Source organism: Nocardioides cavernae (assembly GCF_013410035.1).
In the GTDB taxonomy this organism is placed as follows: domain Bacteria; phylum Actinomycetota; class Actinomycetes; order Propionibacteriales; family Nocardioidaceae; genus Nocardioides; species Nocardioides cavernae_A.
The window spans coordinates 457,664-475,695 of sequence record NZ_JACCBW010000001.1; the positions used below are offsets into that span (position 1 = coordinate 457,664).

20 protein-coding genes and 1 pseudogene are annotated in these 18,032 nt (G+C 72.9%); 11 read left to right on the top strand and 10 right to left on the bottom strand.

Going from position 1 to position 18,032, the window contains the following annotated elements; all coding sequences use genetic code 11:
- The first annotated feature begins 190 nt into the window (after positions 1-190).
- Together F4692_RS02245 and F4692_RS02250 are read left to right on the top strand one after the other, a co-directional pair.
- Positions 191-1,204, top strand: coding sequence for a permease (locus F4692_RS02245; RefSeq protein ID WP_179618005.1), 1,014 nt, complete (start codon positions 191-193; stop codon positions 1,202-1,204).
- A complete protein-coding gene (locus F4692_RS02250; protein WP_179618006.1) occupies positions 1,201-1,890 on the top strand; it encodes a TIGR03943 family putative permease subunit in 690 nt (229 codons plus the stop codon). The genes F4692_RS02245 and F4692_RS02250 overlap by 4 nt, the downstream gene beginning before the upstream one ends.
- Before the next feature lie 23 nt (positions 1,891-1,913).
- Here the strand turns inward: F4692_RS02250 and F4692_RS02255 are convergent, their stop codons facing one another.
- The 5 genes from F4692_RS02255 to aztB all read right to left on the bottom strand — a co-directional run bounded on the left by F4692_RS02255 (position 1,914) and on the right by aztB (position 6,964).
- Positions 1,914-2,453, bottom strand: coding sequence for a hypothetical protein (locus F4692_RS02255; RefSeq protein ID WP_179618007.1), 540 nt, complete (start codon positions 2,451-2,453; stop codon positions 1,914-1,916).
- Between the two features lie 132 nt (positions 2,454-2,585).
- Positions 2,586-3,818, bottom strand: coding sequence for a zinc metallochaperone AztD (gene aztD / locus F4692_RS02260; RefSeq protein ID WP_308645121.1), 1,233 nt, complete (start codon positions 3,816-3,818; stop codon positions 2,586-2,588).
- A gap of 28 nt (positions 3,819-3,846) precedes the next feature.
- Positions 3,847-4,785, bottom strand: a complete 939-nt coding sequence (aztC, locus tag F4692_RS02265) for a zinc ABC transporter substrate-binding protein AztC (protein WP_179618008.1) — start codon at positions 4,783-4,785, stop codon at positions 3,847-3,849.
- A complete protein-coding gene (locus F4692_RS02270) occupies positions 4,782-6,044 on the bottom strand; it encodes an ABC transporter (protein WP_179618009.1) in 1,263 nt (420 codons plus the stop codon). Before F4692_RS02270 ends, aztC begins: the two co-directional genes overlap by 4 nt.
- The gene (aztB, locus tag F4692_RS02275; RefSeq protein ID WP_308645122.1) at positions 6,041-6,964 is read right to left on the bottom strand and encodes a zinc ABC transporter permease AztB; all 924 of its coding nucleotides are present in this window, start codon (positions 6,962-6,964) and stop codon (positions 6,041-6,043) included. The genes F4692_RS02270 and aztB overlap by 4 nt, the downstream gene beginning before the upstream one ends.
- Positions 6,965-7,017: 53 nt before the next feature.
- Between aztB and aztA the strand changes: the two genes are divergently transcribed.
- Together aztA and F4692_RS02285 are read left to right on the top strand one after the other, a co-directional pair.
- Positions 7,018-7,635 (top strand): zinc ABC transporter ATP-binding protein AztA, encoded by a 618-nt coding sequence (gene aztA / locus F4692_RS02280; RefSeq protein ID WP_179618010.1) that lies wholly within the window; start codon positions 7,018-7,020, stop codon positions 7,633-7,635.
- 37 nt (positions 7,636-7,672) lie between these two features.
- The gene (locus F4692_RS02285; RefSeq protein WP_179618011.1) at positions 7,673-8,101 is read left to right on the top strand and encodes a Fur family transcriptional regulator; all 429 of its coding nucleotides are present in this window, start codon (positions 7,673-7,675) and stop codon (positions 8,099-8,101) included.
- Positions 8,102-8,156: 55 nt separating this feature from the next.
- On the opposite strand, the gene F4692_RS02290 is transcribed toward F4692_RS02285, so the two are convergent.
- Positions 8,157-8,657, bottom strand: coding sequence for a hypothetical protein (locus tag F4692_RS02290; RefSeq protein WP_179618012.1), 501 nt, complete (start codon positions 8,655-8,657; stop codon positions 8,157-8,159).
- A gap of 129 nt (positions 8,658-8,786) precedes the next feature.
- Between F4692_RS02290 and F4692_RS02295 the strand changes: the two genes are divergently transcribed.
- Complete coding sequence (locus F4692_RS02295; protein WP_179618013.1) at positions 8,787-9,482, top strand: GAF and ANTAR domain-containing protein; 696 nt, start codon at positions 8,787-8,789, stop codon at positions 9,480-9,482.
- Between the two features lie 121 nt (positions 9,483-9,603).
- Positions 9,604-10,152, top strand: coding sequence for a TetR/AcrR family transcriptional regulator (locus F4692_RS02300; RefSeq protein ID WP_179618014.1), 549 nt, complete (start codon positions 9,604-9,606; stop codon positions 10,150-10,152).
- Here F4692_RS02300 and F4692_RS02305 read toward each other — a convergent pair.
- A complete protein-coding gene (locus F4692_RS02305; RefSeq protein ID WP_179618015.1) occupies positions 10,142-10,843 on the bottom strand; it encodes an enoyl-CoA hydratase-related protein in 702 nt (233 codons plus the stop codon). The genes F4692_RS02300 and F4692_RS02305 overlap by 11 nt on opposite strands.
- The gene (locus tag F4692_RS02310; RefSeq protein WP_179618016.1) at positions 10,840-12,267 is read right to left on the bottom strand and encodes an MFS transporter; all 1,428 of its coding nucleotides are present in this window, start codon (positions 12,265-12,267) and stop codon (positions 10,840-10,842) included. The genes F4692_RS02305 and F4692_RS02310 overlap by 4 nt, the downstream gene beginning before the upstream one ends.
- Positions 12,268-12,316: 49 nt before the next feature.
- Between F4692_RS02310 and F4692_RS02315 the strand changes: the two genes are divergently transcribed.
- Positions 12,317-13,090: a cupin domain-containing protein gene (locus F4692_RS02315; protein ID WP_179618017.1), complete on the top strand. Its 774-nt coding sequence runs from the start codon at positions 12,317-12,319 to the stop codon at positions 13,088-13,090.
- Between the two features lie 12 nt (positions 13,091-13,102).
- On the opposite strand, the gene F4692_RS02320 is transcribed toward F4692_RS02315, so the two are convergent.
- Positions 13,103-13,459: a DoxX family protein gene (locus tag F4692_RS02320; RefSeq protein ID WP_179618018.1), complete on the bottom strand. Its 357-nt coding sequence runs from the start codon at positions 13,457-13,459 to the stop codon at positions 13,103-13,105.
- Between the two features lie 92 nt (positions 13,460-13,551).
- On the opposite strand from F4692_RS02320, the pseudogene F4692_RS21935 reads away from it, so the two are divergent.
- From F4692_RS21935 to F4692_RS02330, 4 genes and pseudogenes are all read left to right on the top strand, one after another.
- Positions 13,552-13,905 (top strand): annotated as a pseudogene (locus tag F4692_RS21935) (serine aminopeptidase domain-containing protein); the annotation flags it as partial.
- Between the two features lie 115 nt (positions 13,906-14,020).
- Positions 14,021-14,416, top strand: coding sequence for a hypothetical protein (locus tag F4692_RS20840; protein ID WP_257029439.1), 396 nt, complete (start codon positions 14,021-14,023; stop codon positions 14,414-14,416).
- 212 nt (positions 14,417-14,628) lie between these two features.
- On the top strand, positions 14,629-15,138 hold the full coding sequence (locus F4692_RS20845) for a hypothetical protein (RefSeq protein WP_257029440.1): 510 nt from the start codon (positions 14,629-14,631) through the stop codon (positions 15,136-15,138).
- 102 nt (positions 15,139-15,240) lie between these two features.
- On the top strand, positions 15,241-16,470 hold the full coding sequence (locus F4692_RS02330) for a thiolase family protein (RefSeq protein ID WP_179618020.1): 1,230 nt from the start codon (positions 15,241-15,243) through the stop codon (positions 16,468-16,470).
- Positions 16,471-16,799: 329 nt separating this feature from the next.
- Here the strand turns inward: F4692_RS02330 and F4692_RS02335 are convergent, their stop codons facing one another.
- On the bottom strand, positions 16,800-18,032 hold the full coding sequence (locus F4692_RS02335) for a cation:proton antiporter (protein WP_179618021.1): 1,233 nt from the start codon (positions 18,030-18,032) through the stop codon (positions 16,800-16,802).

Here is an 18,032-nt window from a genome sequence, read left to right on the forward strand (position 1 = left end):
CCCGATCTGAGTGTCAGGTGGCCGAAGGGGCCGTCCTGATACAGCGGCCTACCCCCAGGGCGGGTCGGGGTCCGTCGAAGCTCCGGCGACCGGGCCTTCCGCGTCGCCCGCGCACGGGTGAGACAGACCTGTCCCTCGATAACGAGATCGATTACCATTCCACGGTGATCACAGCTCCCGTGGTGTCCTCATGAGCGGATCGACCCGTCAGGGCGCGCTGCCGTCCACCTCGGAGAGGGGGACGGGCCGGCCCGGTGGGCTCCCCCTCCAGGTCTACGTGGTGTTCGCCGCGATGGCGTTCCTCGTCGTGGCGCAGCAGTGGCTCGTCCCGCGCCTGGACAGTCCCGCGCTCGCGACGTGGAGCACGATCTTCGTCGCGATCGTCGTCCAGTCGATCCCGTTCCTCGTCGGCGGCGTCCTGCTGGCCGGCGTGATCTCGATCCTCCTGTCCGAGCGCGCCCTGCGGCGCCTGGTCCCGGCCAACCCGACGCTGGGGGTGCCCGTCGCCGGTCTCGCGGGCGTCGCGCTGCCCGGGTGCGAGTGCGCCTCCGTGCCCGTCGCCAGCAGCCTGATGCGACGCGGGGTGGCTCCGGCGGTGGCGCTGACCTTCCTTCTCGCCGCGCCGGCGGTGAACCCGGTCGTCCTCGTGTCGACGGCCGTCGCCTTCCCGAACCGGCCCGAGATCGTGCTGGCGCGCTTCCTGGCCTCGTTGCTCACCGCCGTCGCCGTCGGCTGGCTCTGGCTGCGGTTCGCCGGCCGGGTGCCGATCCTGCACCGCAGGAGCGCGCACGACCACGACCAGAGCACCACCCAGGCCTTCCTCGGCAGCGTCCGTCACGACTTCATCCACGCCGCGGGGTTCCTCGTGCTGGGAGCGATGATCGCCGCGGCCATCAACACCTTCGTGCCCCGCTCGATCATCGACGGCGTCGCCGGCAACGTCGTGCTCGCGGTCGTGTCGATGGCGCTCTTCGCCTTCGTCGTGGCGCTGTGCTCCGAGGCGGACGCGTTCGTCGCCGCGAGCCTCAGCGCGTTCTCCGACACCGCCAAGCTGGTGTTCATGGTGGTCGGGCCGGCCATGGACGTGAAGCTCGCCTCGATGGAGTCCGGTCAGTTCGGCGGGGCGTTCGCGCTCCGGTTCGTCCCGCTGGTGGTCGGCGTGGCGGTCCTGTCGGCCGTGGGCATGGGATGGTGGCTGCTGTGAAGCGCGCGACCCAGAGCCTGCTCCTGGCCGTCACCGGTGCGGTCCTGCTGCGCATGGCGGCGGGCGACAGCTACCTGCGCTACGTGAACTCCTGGATGCGGTGGCCGCTCCTGGCCTGCGGCGCGTTCCTCGTGGTGCTGGCGCTGGTCGACGTCCTGCGCCAGCAGGGTTCCCAGGACGACGACCACGAGGCGCACGTGCCGAGGGCCGCGTGGCTGCTCTTCGCGCCGTCGCTGGTGTTCTTCCTCGTCGCTCCCCCGGCGCTCGGCGCCCACTTCGCCGAGCGCGCCCAGAGCGCGGTCGTGCCGGTGGACACGACCACGGAGGTCGACTTCCCTCCGCTGCCCGAGGGCGACCCCGTGCCCATCGTCCTCGACGAGGTGCTCCTGCGTGCGGCCTACGACGACGGCGCGACGCTGGCCGACCGCCCGCTCGAGCTCGAGGGCTTCGTCAGCCGCGACAAGGCGGGCACGTGGTTCGTCACGCAGTTCGGGATGAACTGCTGCGCCGCTGACGCCACCGTCATGCGCGTCGCGGCGACCGGGGTCGACGCGCCCGCCGACGACCAGTGGGTGCGGGTGGTCGGGCGCCACGTCGCCGGTACGGGCGACGGCGGCCGCGGCACGCCGGAGGTCGTGGTGGAGGACCTCGAGCTCATCGAGGCCCCGAAGAATCAGTACCGCTGACGCGGGGCCTGCGGGCCCTGCGCTCAGAGGCCGCAGGACTGCGTCAGGTACGCCGCGAAGGCCTCCTCGCCGGTCGCGACGAAGGCATCCGGGGCGCCCACCGCCGCGGGGTCCAGGCCGAGACCGACGAAGTCGTACAGCCCGCCGATGAGGGTGTAGTAGCCGCTGCGGGCCGGCAGGGACACCGCGGCCGGCACCCCGGTCTCGACGAGGGCCTGCGCCGCCTCGCGCAGGTCGTCGGTGTCGGCCCGGCCGCGCGAGTACGTCCGCTGCAGGTCGTCCACGCGGCGGAACTCCGCGCAGAACTCCTCGTCCGTCGGCACGGCGACCTTGCCCGTGAAGGGCGGGGTGGTCGGACCGGACGGCTGGCCGTCGGGGACCTCGTCCGGCTGTGCAAACCCGGAAGTGTCCGAAGTGTCCGAGGGGTCCGGGGTGGCGGCCGGTGCAGTGTCGCCCGCGGGCCGCTGGACGAACACGATGAGCCCCACGATGGCGACCACGGCCACGGCGAGGACGGCCCGCGCCGACGACGCGGACCGCTGGGCCCCGGATGGTTCGGCCACGTGCTCACGCCCCCTCGGCTGTTGGTCGGTGGACATGATCGCACCGGGCGGCGCGACGTCGGCGGCCGTCACGGTCCGCGGACGCACAGGGGCCGGGCCACCTCGACGGTGGTCCCGGCCCCTGCAGGACCGTCAGCCGATGGCGGCAGCCATCTCGTTGGGCTCCTCCGCCATCTGCGGAGAGGTCGCGACGACCTCGCCGGAGGTGAGGTCGACCGCGTGGACCCGGCGCTCGGCCGGGTCGGCGACGTAGGCCGTGTCGCCGTCGACGATCAGGGCCGGGTGCGGGTTCTGCCAGTCCTGCGGGCCCTCCCACGCCTCGACCACGGGCCAGGAGTCCCCGACCTCGCCGGTCGCCGGGTCGAGGACGTGGATCGCGCCGTCGGTGCCGAGGACGTACGCCAGGTCGTCCGGCCCCCGCACGACGCCGCGCCAGGTGTACTCGACGCCCTCGGGCAGCGCTGCCGTCTCGAGCGTGCCTGCCTCGGTGTCGATGAGCGCCACCGTGTCGAGCAGGTAGCCCTCCGCGTCGGGGTCGGCGTTGTAGTCGCCGACGACCAGCGGGCTGCTCTCGGCGACGTACGCGTTGCCCATCCGACCGAACTCGTCGGGAGCCTGGAGCTTCTGGAAGGCGCCGTCGCGGAACAGCAGCGCGCCGTCCTCGCAACCGAAGACGACGGTCTCGCCGGCGGCGGTGCCCTCACCGTGGATGCCGGGGCACTCGTCGGACGAGGCGACCTCGCTCCAGTCCTCGCCGTCCGCCTCGAGCGCGACCGCGCCCGAGCGCGACTCCTCGTCGCCGACGGTGGTCACGAGCGTGCCGTCCTCCAGCACGATGGAGACCCCGTGGTGCGGCTCGGGCGCGTCCCAGGTGGTGGTGTCGGGGAGCTCGTCACCGGCCGCGGCGAGGTCGGCGGTCCGCATGACGGTCGTCCGGCCGGTGCCGTCGTCGTACAGGACGGTACGCCCGCCGTGCCGCACGACGTGCCCGGCCGCCTCGGCCTCGAACACCCGGTCCGTGAGCGCGGGTGCGGCGGTGTCGAGCACCTGGAAGCCCTCGCTGGTCGTCAGCATGAGGTGCTGGCCGTCGCCGGCCGGGTTGAGGCGGGTGAACTCCTCGGTGTCGAACTCCTCGACCACCTCGAGCGTGGCGGCGTCGAGCACGGCGACGCCGTCCTCGTAGGTGACGGCGACGCGCGCGGTCTCCGCGGGCGCGGAGGAGGTGGTCTCCCGGGTCGGCTCGGTGGCGGCGTCGGAGGTGTTCTCCCAACCGCAGGCGGCCAGCAGCACGGTCGCTGCTGTCGCGCCGGCAGCCGCCCGCAGGGCGGCCAGGCTCGGCCGGCGGGGGGTGTTCTCGTGGGTCACGGTGCTTCCCTTCTGTCGGTGGCCTGTCTCAGGACAGGCCGTCGGTGATGCGCTCGGTGTTGGCGCGTTGCATCTCGAGGTAGGTGGGCGCACCGCCGTCGCGGTCGGTGAGCGACTCGGTGTAGAGCTCGACGACCTCGACGTCGATGCCGACCTCGTCGGCGAGGACCCGGACGAGCTGGTCGGGCTGGGAGGACTCGGCGAAGATCGTGCGGACGCCCGCGTCCTCGATCGACGAGGCGAGGCCCTCGAGGTCGGCTGCGCTGGGTGACGCGAGCGTGGTGCCACCGGGGATGACGGCACCCACGAGCTCGAAGTCGAAGCGTTGGGCGAGGTAGCCGAAGACGTGGTGGTTGGTCACCAGGCTCCGCTGGGCGTCCGGGATCGATGCGAACGCCCCGCCCATCGCCTCGTCGAGGGTCGCGAGCTCGGCCCGGTAGGCGTCGGCCCCCTCCCGCACGGTCGCCGCGTCGATCCCGTCGATCTCGACCAGCGCCTCCTCGAGCGCATCGACGACGTCGACCATCCGGGCGGGGTCGGTCCAGAAGTGCGGGTCGGGCGCGCCGCCCGCCGCCTCCTCGGAGTAGGCGACGACGTCGACGTGGTCCCCCGCGACGAGAACGGGCGCCCCCGCCTCAGCGGCCCGGTCGAGGTGCTGCACCAGGCCCTCCTCGAGCCCCAGCCCGTTGGAGACGACCAGGTCGGCGTCACGCAGCTCGCCGGCCTGTCGGGCGGAGATCTCGAACGAGTGGGGGTCGGCGTCCGGCTTCATCAGGGTCGTGACCCGCGCCGCGTCGCCGACCACCTCGGAGGTGACGTCCCCCAGGATGTTCGTCGTCACCATGACGTGGGGGCGGTCGTCGGACTCCGCGGTGCAGCCTGCGAGGGCGCCGGTGGTCGCGAGCAGTGCCGCCAGCGCGGCGCGGGCCCGGCGGGCGGGTCGGTGGGCGGGTCGGCGTCGGGTCATCGGCCGACCTCCGCGAAGACGTCGGGAGCGGTCGGCGTCGACAGCTCCCGTGCGACCCGGGCGCCGTCGGCGTAGTCGAGCTCGAGCACCCGCGACCCGACCGGGTCGTTGACGTAGGCGCGCTGGTCGTCGACCACGAGCTCGACCCCGTCGAACGAGGGCCGTGAGCCGGGACCGGAGGTGAGCAACGGCTCCGACGCGGCGACCTGCTCGCCGGACCCGGCGAGGTAGATGCGGACCCGACCCGTCCTGTCGAGCGCCACCACGTGGCCGTCCTCGTCGTCGGCGGCGACGACCTGCTGGAGCCGGGTGCCGGCGTCGAGGAGCTGCCAGGCGCGCTCGCGGGTGTCGAGCAGCCAGATGCCCGACGGCCCGGCGAGCCCCGCGACGGTCGGTCGCCCCTCGCGCGTCCGGAGGTCCGATGCCTGCGGGGCCGCGGTGCCGCGCGGGTACGCGATCCGCTCGGCGACCCACTGCTCCTCCTGCTCGGTCCACAGCAACGCTCCCTCGGCGCAGCCGATGACGAGGCCGACCGCCGTGGTGAGGGCGCCGCGCGGGTCGGTGCACCGCTCTGCGGACCCGGCGACCACGTCCCCGTCGCCGTCGTGCTGCCGCACGGTCGAGGCACGCCCCGCGTCGTCGGGCACGGTCACGACGGCCCCGTCCCCGAGCGGGGCCACGATGCCGTCGTGGCGGCCGACGTCGAGCCGCCAGCGCTCGCGTACGTCCCCGTCGGCGAGGGCCTTGTTGTCGAGCAGGACGGCCTCGCCCGAGCCGCGGAAGAAGACGCCGGTGCCACCGGCGGTGGACAGCGGGCCGGGGGTCACCTCGGGCGCGCCGTCGCCCGTCACGGTGCCGAGCAGGCCGGGGTCGGACCGGTAGTAGTGGAAGTGGTCGCCGTGGTCCCACGTCCACATGCCGCTGTCCACCACCTCGAGCCCGTCGTCCGTGGTGACGAACGCGTAGCGGCCGTCGGTGGCTGCTGCGGCCGGCGCGGCGACGCGGCCGAGCTCCTGCGCGGCCCCGTCGACGAGGTCGAGCATGCCCACGGCGCCGGCGCGGTCGACCGTGAGCAGGTGCAGCGGCGGCTCGGCCACCTCCTCCGCGCCCGCGATCTCCCCGTGGTCGTCGGGCGACCCGCCCGACGAGGAGCTGGCGGACGACGCCCGGTCCTGCTCCTCGGCGGGGCCGGTGTCGTGCGAGCACGCGGTCAGGGCCAGCGCGGCCACGGCGATCGGGAGTGCGGTGCGGGGCTTCACGAGACACCTCTCTGGGGGACGGCGGCCGACGCGCGGTCGGCCGGCCGGTCGTGGACGGCAGCACGGGCGTCGCCGTGGCCGTCGTCGCGGAGGTCGCGGTCGCGCCACCGGTCGACGAGGCCGCGCAGGAGCGCGGAGGACGTGGCGAGCAGGATGGCGGTGCACGCGATGGAGGCGCCGGCGGCCGTGGCGGCGTACCAGGACACCAGGAGCCCGACGAGCACGGAGAGGGTCCCGAGCGCGGAGGCGAGGACCATCGTCATCGGGATCCGCCGTGTCCACCGGTTGGCGGCGACGACCGGGCCGAGGAGCAGTCCGACCACGAGCAGGGTGCCGACGGCCTGGTACGACGCGACGACCGCCACCGTCACCAGGCCGACGAGCGCCACCTGCGCGGCGCCGGGACGCACGCCGAGGGTGTGCGCGATCCGCGGGTCGAACGCCGTCACCACGAACGAGCGGTGGAAGGCCGCCGCGACGACGAGCGTGACCACCAGCGCGGCGGCGAGGAGCAGCACGTCGCTGTCCTGCATGGCGAGGACCTCGCCGAAGAGCAGCGCGGTCGCGTCGGTGGCGAAGCTCGCGGAGTGGGACACGATGATCACCCCGAGCGAGAGCATCCCGACGAAGAGCAGGCCGATCGCGGTGTCGTACGACAGACGCCCGCTGCGCTGCATCGACCCGATCGCCGCGCTCATCACCGCGGCACTCACCGCGCCGCCGAGCAGCACCGGGGCGCCCAGGACCGTGGCCAGCGCGACGCCCGGGAGCATCCCGTGGCCGATGGCCTCGCCGAGGAACGCCATGCCGCGGACGACGACCCACGTGCCCACGACGCCGCAGACGACGGCGACCAGGGTGCCGCCGACGAGCGCACGCACCATGAAGTCCGCACTGAACGGGTTGCTGAGGAGGAGCACGGCAGGACCATACCCATAATGAGAACGATTACCAATCGCTGTACAGTGCGGGCATGCCCTCGCCCGCCGTGCTCACCGCCCACGACCTCCACTTCGCCCACGACGGCAGGGACGTGCTCCACGGCGTCTCGGTCGCGTTGCGCAGCGGCACCGTGACCGCGGTCGCCGGGCCCAACGGGGCCGGCAAGTCGACGCTCGTCGAGCTGCTGGCGGGCGTACGGTCGCCCCGCCGCGGCGTCGTGACGTGCCGCGGCTCGCTGGCGCTCGTCGTGCAGCGACCGGCCGTGCCGGACACGCTGCCCGTGACGGTCCACGACGTCGTCGCCATGGGCACCTGGTCGCGGCGGCGACGGCTACGACCCACGGCGGGCGCGGTCGCCGCGGCCATCGACCGGGTGGGGCTCGCGGGTCTCGCCGACCGCCCGCTGGCCAGCCTGTCCGGGGGCCAGCGACAGCGCGCGCTCCTCGCCCAGGGGATCGTGCAGCGGGCCGACGTGCTGCTGCTCGACGAGCCGGCGGCAGGTCTCGACAGCCGGAGCCGCGAGCGTACGCGGGCGGTGCTCGCCGAGGAGGCGGCGCGCGGCGCCGCGGTCGCCTGCGTGACCCACGACGACACCAGCATCGAGCAGGCCGACGTCGTCGTGCGCCTCGAGGACGGACGGGTGCTGTGAGCCGACGCGCCGCCGGTGCGGCCGGTACGTTGGAGGCATGCCCACCGAGACTGCGCCCCGGGCGTTCGGCGAGAAGGGTCGTCGTGACACGAGGCAGCGCCGCGCCCTGCGCGACCACCTCGCCGCGACCGACGCGTTCACGAGCGCGCAGCAGGTCTACGACGACCTGCGGGCCTCAGGCGACCGGGTCGGCCTGGCGACCGTCTATCGCACGTTGCAGGCCATGGCCGACGCCGGTGAGGTCGACACGCTGCGCACCGACGACGGCGAGACCCTCTTCCGCAAATGCGGACCGCGTCACCACCACCACCTCGTGTGTCGCAGCTGCGGCGTGACCATCGAGATCGACGGGCCCAGCGTGGAGCGCTGGGCGTCGAAGGCGGCCGACGACCACGGGTTCTCCGACGTGACCCACGTGGTCGAGCTCTTCGGTCTCTGCCCCGCCTGCACCAAGGCCGCCGGCTGAGCCGCCCTCCCGTCCGCCCCGTGGACGACGTCCCCCGGCGGCCGGAGTCAGGGCGTCATGCCGGACACCGCTGGTCGAGGTAGGCCGTGAAGGCCGAGTCGGCGCCCTCCACCGCCGTCGACGCCGCGCCGACCGCCTCCGGGGCGAGATCCATCCCGATCGACTCGTAGATGCCCGCGAGGACGGCGTGATAGCCGGTCCTGGCGGGCAGATCCATGGCCGGCGGGACGCCCACGGCGAGGAGGTCGTCGGCCGCCTCCTGCAGCGGCTCGGGGGCGGCCTCGCCCCCGCCGACGAAGGCGGCCTGGCTGTTGGCCAGCGCGACGAACCCCGCGCAGAAGTCCTCGTCCGTCGCCTCCGCGGGAGGCCCCACGTCCGCCGCTGCGTCCTCCGGGGCCGCCGGCGTCGTCCCGGCACCCGACGGCTCCTCCTCGGCGCTCGGTCCCAGCACGAACAGCACGAGCAGCACCGCGACGAGGAGCACTCCCCCGAGGACGTACGACCGTGGCGCCGGGGGTGTGCCCGCGGTCCCCTGCCGCTGCGTGCGCTTCGCCATGGGTCGATCCCATCACGGAGAGGGCGTCCGCGACGGGACCGGTCGGCTGGTCGCGCTCCTCGCGCGTGCGGCATGATGGCCACCGGTCAAGAACGCGGCCGCCGAGGACGGGCACACAAGGGGTAGTCGGTGCTGAGCGACGCATCGAGGAGCATCACCGAGTTCAGCGAGCTGTCGTCCGCGCTCGCCGAGGCACCCGACGAGGACGCCCGCCTCAAGCTGGCGGTGGAGGCGGCCGTGGCGCTGGTGGAGCGCTGCAGCCACAGCGGCATCACCATTAACCGCAAGCGCCGGCTGCTGACCCGCGTCAGCAGCGACGACGTGGTCCAGCGCGCCAACGAGCTGCAGCACGAGATCGGCGAGGGCCCGTGCCTGGACGTGCGACGCGACCAGAACACGCTGGTGAGCACCGACCTGGCCCAGGACCAGCGCTGGCCGGTGTGGTCGCGGCGGGTGCACGACGAGCTCGGCGTCGGCTCGATGATGTCGCTGCTGGTCTACACCGACCGTGAGTCCTTCGGTGCCCTGAGCCTCTACGCCCACGACGGAGAGACGTTCGACGCCGACGACGTGGTCGTCGGCCAGGCGATCGCCGCCCAGCTGGCGATCACCATCACCGCCGAGCGCGAGATCGACCAGCTCGGGCTCGCCATCCACAACCGCCTCGTCCTGGGCCAGGCGCAGGGCATCCTGATGGAGCGGCTCGACATCACCGCGGACCAGGCCTTCGACTACCTCCGCCGCGCGTCCAGCCACACCAACCGCAAGGTCGTCGAGATCGCCGCGGAGATCGCGAGCACGCGGCGGCTCGTGGACATCGACTGACACGTCTCACCCGGTCCACTCGTGACGCACGATTCGGTGGACGTACGCGAGGACGGCCTCGACGTCGTCGGTGGTGGGCTCTCGCAGCACGAGCCTGGAGGTGCGGGCGATAATCCGTGTCATGGGAGCTCCGGTGAGGACGACGCGCGAGGCGTGGATCGAGCAGGGCTTGACGATGCTCGCCGAGGGAGGGCCCGACGCCGTCAGGGTCGAGCCCCTGGCGAACGCGCTCGGGGTCACCAAGGGCGGTTTCTACGGCCAGTTCGCCGATCGCCAGGAGCTGCTGGTCGCCATGCTGGACGCTTGGGAGAAGCAGGCCGTCGACGACGCCATCAGCGGCTTGGGCTCGGGCCCCGGCGACGACCCGCGGGAGAACATCCGCCTGGCGGGACTGGCGACGATGTCGCACCGGCGGATGCGGCCGATCGACCTCGCCGTGCGTGAGTGGGCCCGCCGCGACGACGAGGCCGACAGGCGACTGCGCCGAGTGGACCAGCGGCGCATGGCCTTCCTGCGGTCCCAGTTCGCGCAGCTGTACGACGACCCGGAGGAGGTCGAGGCGCGGAGCCTGCTCGCCTTCTGCCTCGCCGTCGGCGAAGGCCTGCTCGCCACCGGTCGCCGAGGGCGGCAGCGGGTCGTCGACGACGCCCTGCGGCTCGTCACGGGCTGAGCAGGTCACGAGGACCAGCCGCTCCCCGAGGTCCGCGCGAAGGCCTCGTGAGGGCGTCGTACGCGTCGCGGAAGACCGAGCGCTTGATGGCGGACGTCGTCGTCCGGTCCTTGCCGATCAGCGGCTCCACGACCTGGACCGCCGCGTCGAGCAGATCCTCGATCGGCGCCGTTCGGTCGACGATCCCGGCATCTCGAGCGGCCGTGGCGTCGTAGCGGCGCCCGGTGGTCATCATGGCGAAGGCCGTCGGCGTCGAGAGCTTCGCGGTGACCAGTCGCGCCAGGCCGTCCGCGAACGACAGGTGCAGGTCCACCTCGGGCAGGCACACGTACCCGCGCTCCGTCCGCATGACCCGGTGGTCGTGCGCCAGGGCGAGCATGGCGCCGGCACCGAAGGCGTGACCGTTGACGGCGGCCACCGTGGGCACGCCGAGGGTCAGCAGGTCGGCCAGCACCGCCTGGACGCGCGCGAGGTGGGCGTCGAGCTCGGAGGCATGCTCACCGATCCACTCCACGTCGAGCCCGTTGCTGTAGAACCTGCCGCTCCCGACCGTCACCAGTGCGGCCGGCCCGTCATGGACGCCGATGCGTGCGATGGCGCTCTCGAGGAACGTCAGGTTGGGGGGCGACAGACGGTTCTCGTCGTCGCCCAGGTCGAGGACCCAGACGGGGCCGTCGTGGTGCAGTCTCACGGTGGTGTCTCCTGTCGGTCGATCATCGGGAAGCTCAGGGCGCGGACCGCGTAGACCGCGGTCGCGAGGCTCGCCAGGGCCATCGCCGTCGCCAGCCCCTGCGTGGCGTCCACGAGGGACCGTGATGCCCCGAGCCCCGACCGAGGGCCGGCAGGGGGCGAGCAGAGGGTGATGGCCGCGGCGCAGGAGGCGACCCCGACCGCCCCTCCCACCTGACGCCACGTCTGGGTGACGGCTGCCCACCTGGCGGGGACGAGGGACGTCGCCGAGCAGCCCAGGGCGACGTCCACCGCGGTGAGGAGGACGAGGCTGATCCCGAACCCCTGCGCCGCGACCCAGGCCGCCGACCACGACGTCGACGGCGACTCGGGATGCAGCGCGGCGGCGCCGAAGCAGAGCGCCACGAGCCCCAGGCCACTCGCGGCCACGACGGAGTCGCCGAGGCGTCGCCTGAGTCGGTTCGTGACGGCGTTGCCCGCGAGGCCCGCCGCCAGACCGGGCAGCAGGACCAGCGCGATGTCCGCGCAGTCGGCACCGTGCAGGGCGGACGACAGCAGCGGGACGAGGAAGAAGGTGATCGCCACCGTCAGGCTCGCCACGGCTGCGACGCAGGTGGCGCACCAGTACGACCTCCGCGCCGCGAGACCTGTGGGTCCGGCTGGCCACGTGGCGCCGTTCCTGACGCGCCCGCCGAGCGATGCCATCGCCACGCAGAGCAGCCCCGCGACCGCCGCGGCGAGTGGCACGTCATCGAGCGAGTCGGCCACGGCCGACTGGGCGAGGCCGCCCACGACGAGCACCAACCCGACGGCACGGGTCGCCATGCGGAGCCCGTTCCCGACGGGCGCGTCAGTCGGCTGCCACACCGGAAGTCGTCGCGCCGTCATGACAGACCCGGCGATCACGAGCGGCACGTTCGCCCAGAAGATCACCGGCCACCCGGCGACGTGGAGCGCCACCCCGCCGACGAGCAGGCCGAGGGGTGCGCCGAGGGTGACGACGCCGGCCCACACCGCGAGGGCTCGTGAGCGTTCGGTCCCGGTGAACACCCGGGCGACGGTGGAGGAGGACAGCGGGACCAGTGCTGCGGCTCCGAGCCCCATCACCACCCGGGCGGCGACCAGCGACTCCGTCCCGGTCGCGAGCGCCCCCCAGGTGGAGCCCGAGGCCAGGCACGCGCCGCCGACCACCAGCGGCACTCGAGGTCCCGCGCGGTCCGCCCACGTCCCGCACGCGATGATCAGCGCCGCCAACGTGACCGTGTAGGCGTTGACGATCCACTGCAGCTCGTGCGGCGTCGCATCCACCTGACGCGCCAGCTCGGGCAGGGCCACCGCGAGGCTCGTGCTGCCCATGCTCACCGCCAGCGCGCACGCACAGAGTCCGACGCGGACCCGCCACCGTCCGACCGCGTCCGACACCATGATTTATACGGTACCGTATTTTACTCGGCCCCGACCCCGAGGAGTGCGCATGCTCAACGTCTTCGTCCGACGCAACTACCTGACCGCACTGAGAGCGCTGGAGGACGGCGACCTCGACACCCTGCTGAAGAACTTCGGCCCGGAGTGCGAGCTCACCTACGTCGGAGGTGGCGGTCTGCGCGCACACCGCCTGACCGGTCGCGACCTGCGCCAGTGGTTCGAGCGCTACATCGGCGTGGTCGTCGAGCGCCGGGTGCAGGTGACCCGGTTCGCCTCGTCCGGCCCCCTGTGGCGCAGGCAGGTGGCTGCGCACGTCCTGATCAGTGGCCGGCTGGCCGACGGCACCGCGTACCGCAGCCAGTTCTCGCACTTCCTCCTCGTGCGGAACGGACGGATCGTGGACGACCTCGTCCTGGAGGACGCCGCGGCATGGGCGGCGCCCCACGCGTCCACAGCACCACCACAGGGGGCGGTGGACCTCGCGGCGAAGCTCGCCACGATCGACCGGCACTGGTCGCCCGGCATCGTGGCCGAGGCCAACGACTGGCAGCTCAAGCTCGTCAAGGTGTCAGGGACGTTCGTCTGGCACGACCACGAGGTCGACGAGGTCTTCCTCGTCCTGAGCGGTCGACTGACCATCGAGCTCGAAGGACGAGACGACGTCCCGCTCGGACCGGGAGAGCTCCTCGTGGTGCCGCGGGGCGCCCGGCACCGGCCGGTCGCAGGCGACGGCGAGTGCGCGATCATGCTGATCGAGCCCCGAGGCGTGGTGAACACCGGCAACGCCGGCGGCGAGCTGACCGCGCCGGAGCGGTGGCTGTGACGCCCCGTCGGCTCACCACGTGCACCACAGCCAGACCCCGACACAGATCACCAGCATGGACGTGGCGTTGACGAACAGGTTCGACCCGAAGTCACGCGCACGGACGTGCATGCCGATGGCCGCCGCGAAGTAGACGACCAACGCCGCAGAGGTGACGAACGCCAGGCAGGGGACGACGAGACCCGCCAGGAGGCCCGTGGCGGCCAGGCCCTTGACCCAGGTCAGGACGACCCACAGCGAGCGCGGGAAGCCGACGTCCTCGAGGCAGCCGCGCACGAAGCCGACGGGTCGCACGCACATGGCGGCATCCGCGGCCTGGATCGCCGCGAGCACCACGACCGGCCACGCCGGGTCAGGCAGTGCGGGCATGACGCCTCCTTCGTGCTCCAGGGCCTGGTCCGCCCGGTGTCGCGCACCCGCCCCACGAGTAATATACGGCGCCGTATGGTTAAGTGCCACATATGTGCTCCCCCACTCCAGACACCATCAGGACCACGAACACCACGTTCGCGGCCGACGACGGCACGACGCTCCATGGCGCCTTGTTCCACCCACCGGCCGACACCGTCGGAGCCGTCGTGGTCGCGGGTGCCATGGCCACCCCGTCGCGCTCGTACGCAGGGCTCGCGACCTGGCTGGCGTCGAACGGCCTCGCGACCCTCACGTTCGACTACCGCGGCAGCCTGGACCCGCGGGGCGCGGCGGGTCGAGGAGCAGACACGCTGACGTGGTCGCAGGACGCCGCCTGCGCCCTCGAGCACCTCGCGGTGAGCCATCCCGACGTCCCGCTGACGTGGATCGGCCACAGCTTCGGAGGACAGGTCCTTCCGTTCGTCCCGGCACGACCTCCTGGACCAGGTCGTCCTCGTCGCCGCCGCGTCGGGCTACTGGCGATGGCTCCGGCCGCGCGTCAGATGGATCGCACCGGTCGTGTTCCGCGGCCTCGTCCCCATCACGACACGCATCGCGGGACACTTCCCCGGCGCGCGGCTCGGAGTCATCGGCGACCTGCCCGCGGGCGTGGCGCGCCAGTGGTCGCGCTGGTGCATGTCACCGGCGTACTACCGGGTCGACGTCCCGCACCTGCACGACCGTACGGCGGAGGTGACGGCGCCGATCCTCGCCGTGTCGCTCGCGGACGACGAGCTGGTGACTCCCCGCAGCCATCGCGAGCTCGAGGCGTGGTTCGCGTCGGCGCCGATCGAGCGGTGGCACCTCACCGCGGCGGAGGCCGGGGTCCCGAGGATCGGCCACGGCGGCTTCTTCCGCCCCTCCATGTCCGCCGCATGGGAGTCGGGCCTCCTGGACCGGCTCCCGCGCGCCTGACGAGCGCGCACCGTCACACACCTGCCCGCACGTCACGCCGGGCGGGGCGGGGGGGGGGGGGGCCGCGCCCGCGGGGGCGGGCGCGCCCCCGGCGCGCGGCCCGGAGTCTTCGGCGCCCGGCCGGCGGGCGTGGCGCGCCACCGGTCCCCCTGGAGCCCGACCCCGGCGCCCCCCCCCCCCGACCCCCCCCCCCCTCACGACCGAGGAGCACCATGAGCAACGACCCGTCCACCGACTCATTCGCCGATCGGGTCACACGCGAGCCGAACCTGCCGGCGGCGGTGACGTCCGGCTCCCGGCTCGACCCCGTCGACTACGCCGACGCGTTCCGCACCACCAGCGCCGCGACACACGGTTGGTCGTCGCGTCGCTGGGCGGAGCACGTCCTCGCCTCGGCCCGGCCGCTGACCCGCGCCCAGCTCGTCGCCGGGTGGCTGACCCTCGGGCTCACGGTCGCACCCGGCCGCGCCGAACGGGTGCTCGGCTGGACTGTGCAGTCGCAGGACATCGACCGCACGCTGCTGGGCGCCCGATCGGTCCTGGGCATGCGAGCCGAGCTGGTCTTCGCCCGCCACCAGGACGCCTGGTGGTTCGGCACCCGCCTCGCGCTGGACACCGCCCTGGCGAGGGCCGCATGGAGGACGGTCGAGCCGATACACCTCGGGGCGGTCCAGCGACTGCTCGAGGATGCGAACGCCCGGCTGGTCGTCGACGGCGACTGAGCCCCGGGCCAGGACCGCGATCTAGGGTGGCGTCCCCGACGGCGAACACGGCCCTCCGCACCTCCCAGCGCACCATCGACGAGCTCGACAAGGACCCCTCGCATGAGCACCTCTCCCTCCGCCTCCCCCACCGCGTCCGCGTCCGCCTACGTCTACGACGCCGTGCGCACGCCGTTCGGCAGGTTCGGTGGCGCCCTCGCGAAGACCCGTCCGGACGACCTGGCCGCCGGCGTGCTCCGTCAGGTGCTCGCCCGGACCGGCCTCGACCCGGCCGGGATCGACGAGGTCGTGCTGGGCAACGCCAACGGGGCCGGCGAGGACAACCGCAACGTCGCCCGGATGGCGTCGCTGCTGGCGGGGCTGCCGGTCTCCGTGCCGGGGACGAGCCTCAACCGCCTCTGTGGCTCGTCGCTCGACGCCGCCATGGTGGGCTCGCGGACGATCGAGACCGGAGACGCCGACATCGTGCTCACCGGCGGCGTCGAGTCGATGACCCGCGCGCCGTGGGTGCTGCCCAAGCCCGAGCGCGCCTTCCCCGCCGGCAACGGCGAGCTGGTCTCCACGACCCTCGGCTGGCGGCTCGTGAACCCCCGCATGCCGGCGGAGTGGACGGTGTCGCTCGGCGAGGCCAACGAGCAGCTGCGCGAGATGCACGACGTGTCGCGCGAGCGGCAGGACGCGTTCGCCGCCCGCTCGCACCAGCTCGCGCACGCGGCCTGGGAGGCCGGCTTCTACGACGACCTCGTGGTGCCGGTCGACGGCGTCGACCTCACCCGGGACGAGGGCATCCGCCCGGACTCGACCATCGAGTCGCTCGGCGCGCTGAAGCCGTCGTTCCGTCCCGATGGGACGATCACGGCCGGCAACGCCTCCCCCCTCAGCGACGGTGCGTCCGCCGTGCTCCTGGGCTCGGCGTCGGCCGCCGACCGCATCGGCCGGGTCCCGGTCGCGCGCATCGCCGGCCGCGGCACCCACGCCGTCGAGCCGCAGCGCTTCGGCTACGCCCCGGTCGAGGCCGCGAACAGGGCGCTCGCCCGCGCCGGCATCGGCTGGTCCGACGTGGGCGTCGTCGAGCTCAACGAGGCCTTCGCCGTCCAGTCGCTCGTCTGCGTCGACGCCTGGCTGGGCCAGGGCCTGCGGGACGCGGAGATCGTCAACACGCGCGGCGGCGCCATCGCCCTCGGCCACCCGCTCGGGGCGTCGGGCGGTCGCGTCCTCGGCACGCTCGCGGCGGCCATGCGCGCCGACGGGCACCGCTGGGGCGTGGCCGCGATCTGCATCGGCGTCGGCCAGGGCCTCGCCGTAGTGCTGGAGAACGAGGACGGCTCATGAACGCCGCCCCGCGCCGGTGTCTCGAGGACCGTCACACGTTGAAGCGGTACGAATCGGGCACTTTCGGCCGGTTCTCGAAAGTAGTCGAAAATCCCCTCTGACCTGCACAAACACCGTCCCACGTGTTGCGGTGGCAGATCGCCAGTTGGGGTCGTTTTCGGTGCTGGTAAGGGCAGATTGAGGGCAGAACAAGGGGACACCACAGCAGGACAGGCAGGAGTAACACCGCAAGAGAACCCGCTATAGACGGCACAACCGTGCCCTGGGCCGCAGCGGTCTCGAGGACCTGTGCCTCCCAAGCGAAAGGTCGCAAGTTCGACTCTTGCGCGCTACGCGACCCCGGTCGTCCGTCGTGGGCGGCGCTCAAGGACGATCGGCATGGCGAGCCCATGCAGGAGCACACTCCCGAAGACGACGAGGGCGGTGACGCCCAGAACTGTGTACGCCTCGGTCGGATCGGCCAGCTGGTTGAAGGCGAGCAACCCAAAGACGATCGACGTCGTGCCGCGCGGTCCGATGACCCCGACCATGAGTCGTTCGCGCGGGGAAAGGGACGACCCGACAAGGGCGATCAGCACTGGAGCGGCTCGCACGACGGTCAGGACGGCGAGGCTGAAGACGATGACTGGGAGGTCGACATACCCGCTGGTCAGGACCAGGACCACGACGTTGCCGAAGACGAACCACATCGCGATCGACAGCAGCGACGTGACGTCGTCGAGGAGGCGGTGGTCGTCGGCCGCCGACGCGCGGCTGTCGTGCGGTCGATGACGCCGGTGCACCTGTCGGAAGGTGACGCCGCAGACGAACGCCGCCACGAATCCGTTTCCGGATGCCACGACCGCCACGGCGTACACCAGCACCGGGAGGACGAGGATCGCGATCGTGGACGACTGCGGGCTGGTCCAACCCAGCTGCTGGGCACGCGCCAGCAGCCACCCCGTCGCTGTCCCGGCCGACGACCCCACGAGCACCGCGATCACGACGGCCTGCACCGCGCCGACCGCGGGGCCCTCCTCGTGGCCACCTCCGACGGTGCCGGCGAGCAGCAGGGCGTAGGCGAACACCGGCGAGACGATGCCGTCGTTGTATCCGCCTTCGATGTTGACGACCTCGCGCACGTTGCGCGGCAGTCGGCGGTCGCGCAGCAAGGTCTCCGCCGACGCGAAGTCGATCGGCACGACAGCGCACGCCAGGACGAGTACCGCTGCCCACGACAGGTACGGAAGCAATCCGACGCCCACCGCGAGACCGGCCGCGATGCTCACTGGCAGGGCCAACGCGAGCAGTCTCGTCACCGCGCCCAGGTCACTTCCGAGCAAGCGTCCTCGACGGACCTCCGTGGCGTCGACGAAGAGCAGGACGGCGAGCACGATCTCCGCCACCGTGGTGGTCAGGCCGGACTCCAGGACGTCGGCGAGGCGACCGTGGGTGAAGAGCCCGACCACCATCCCCGCCCCCGTCATGACCAACGGAGTACGGAGGTAGACGCGCTCCAGGAGCGTGGAGCACAGGCACCACGCAAGCGCGATGACCCCGAGCGCGATCAGGCTTCCCTGCAC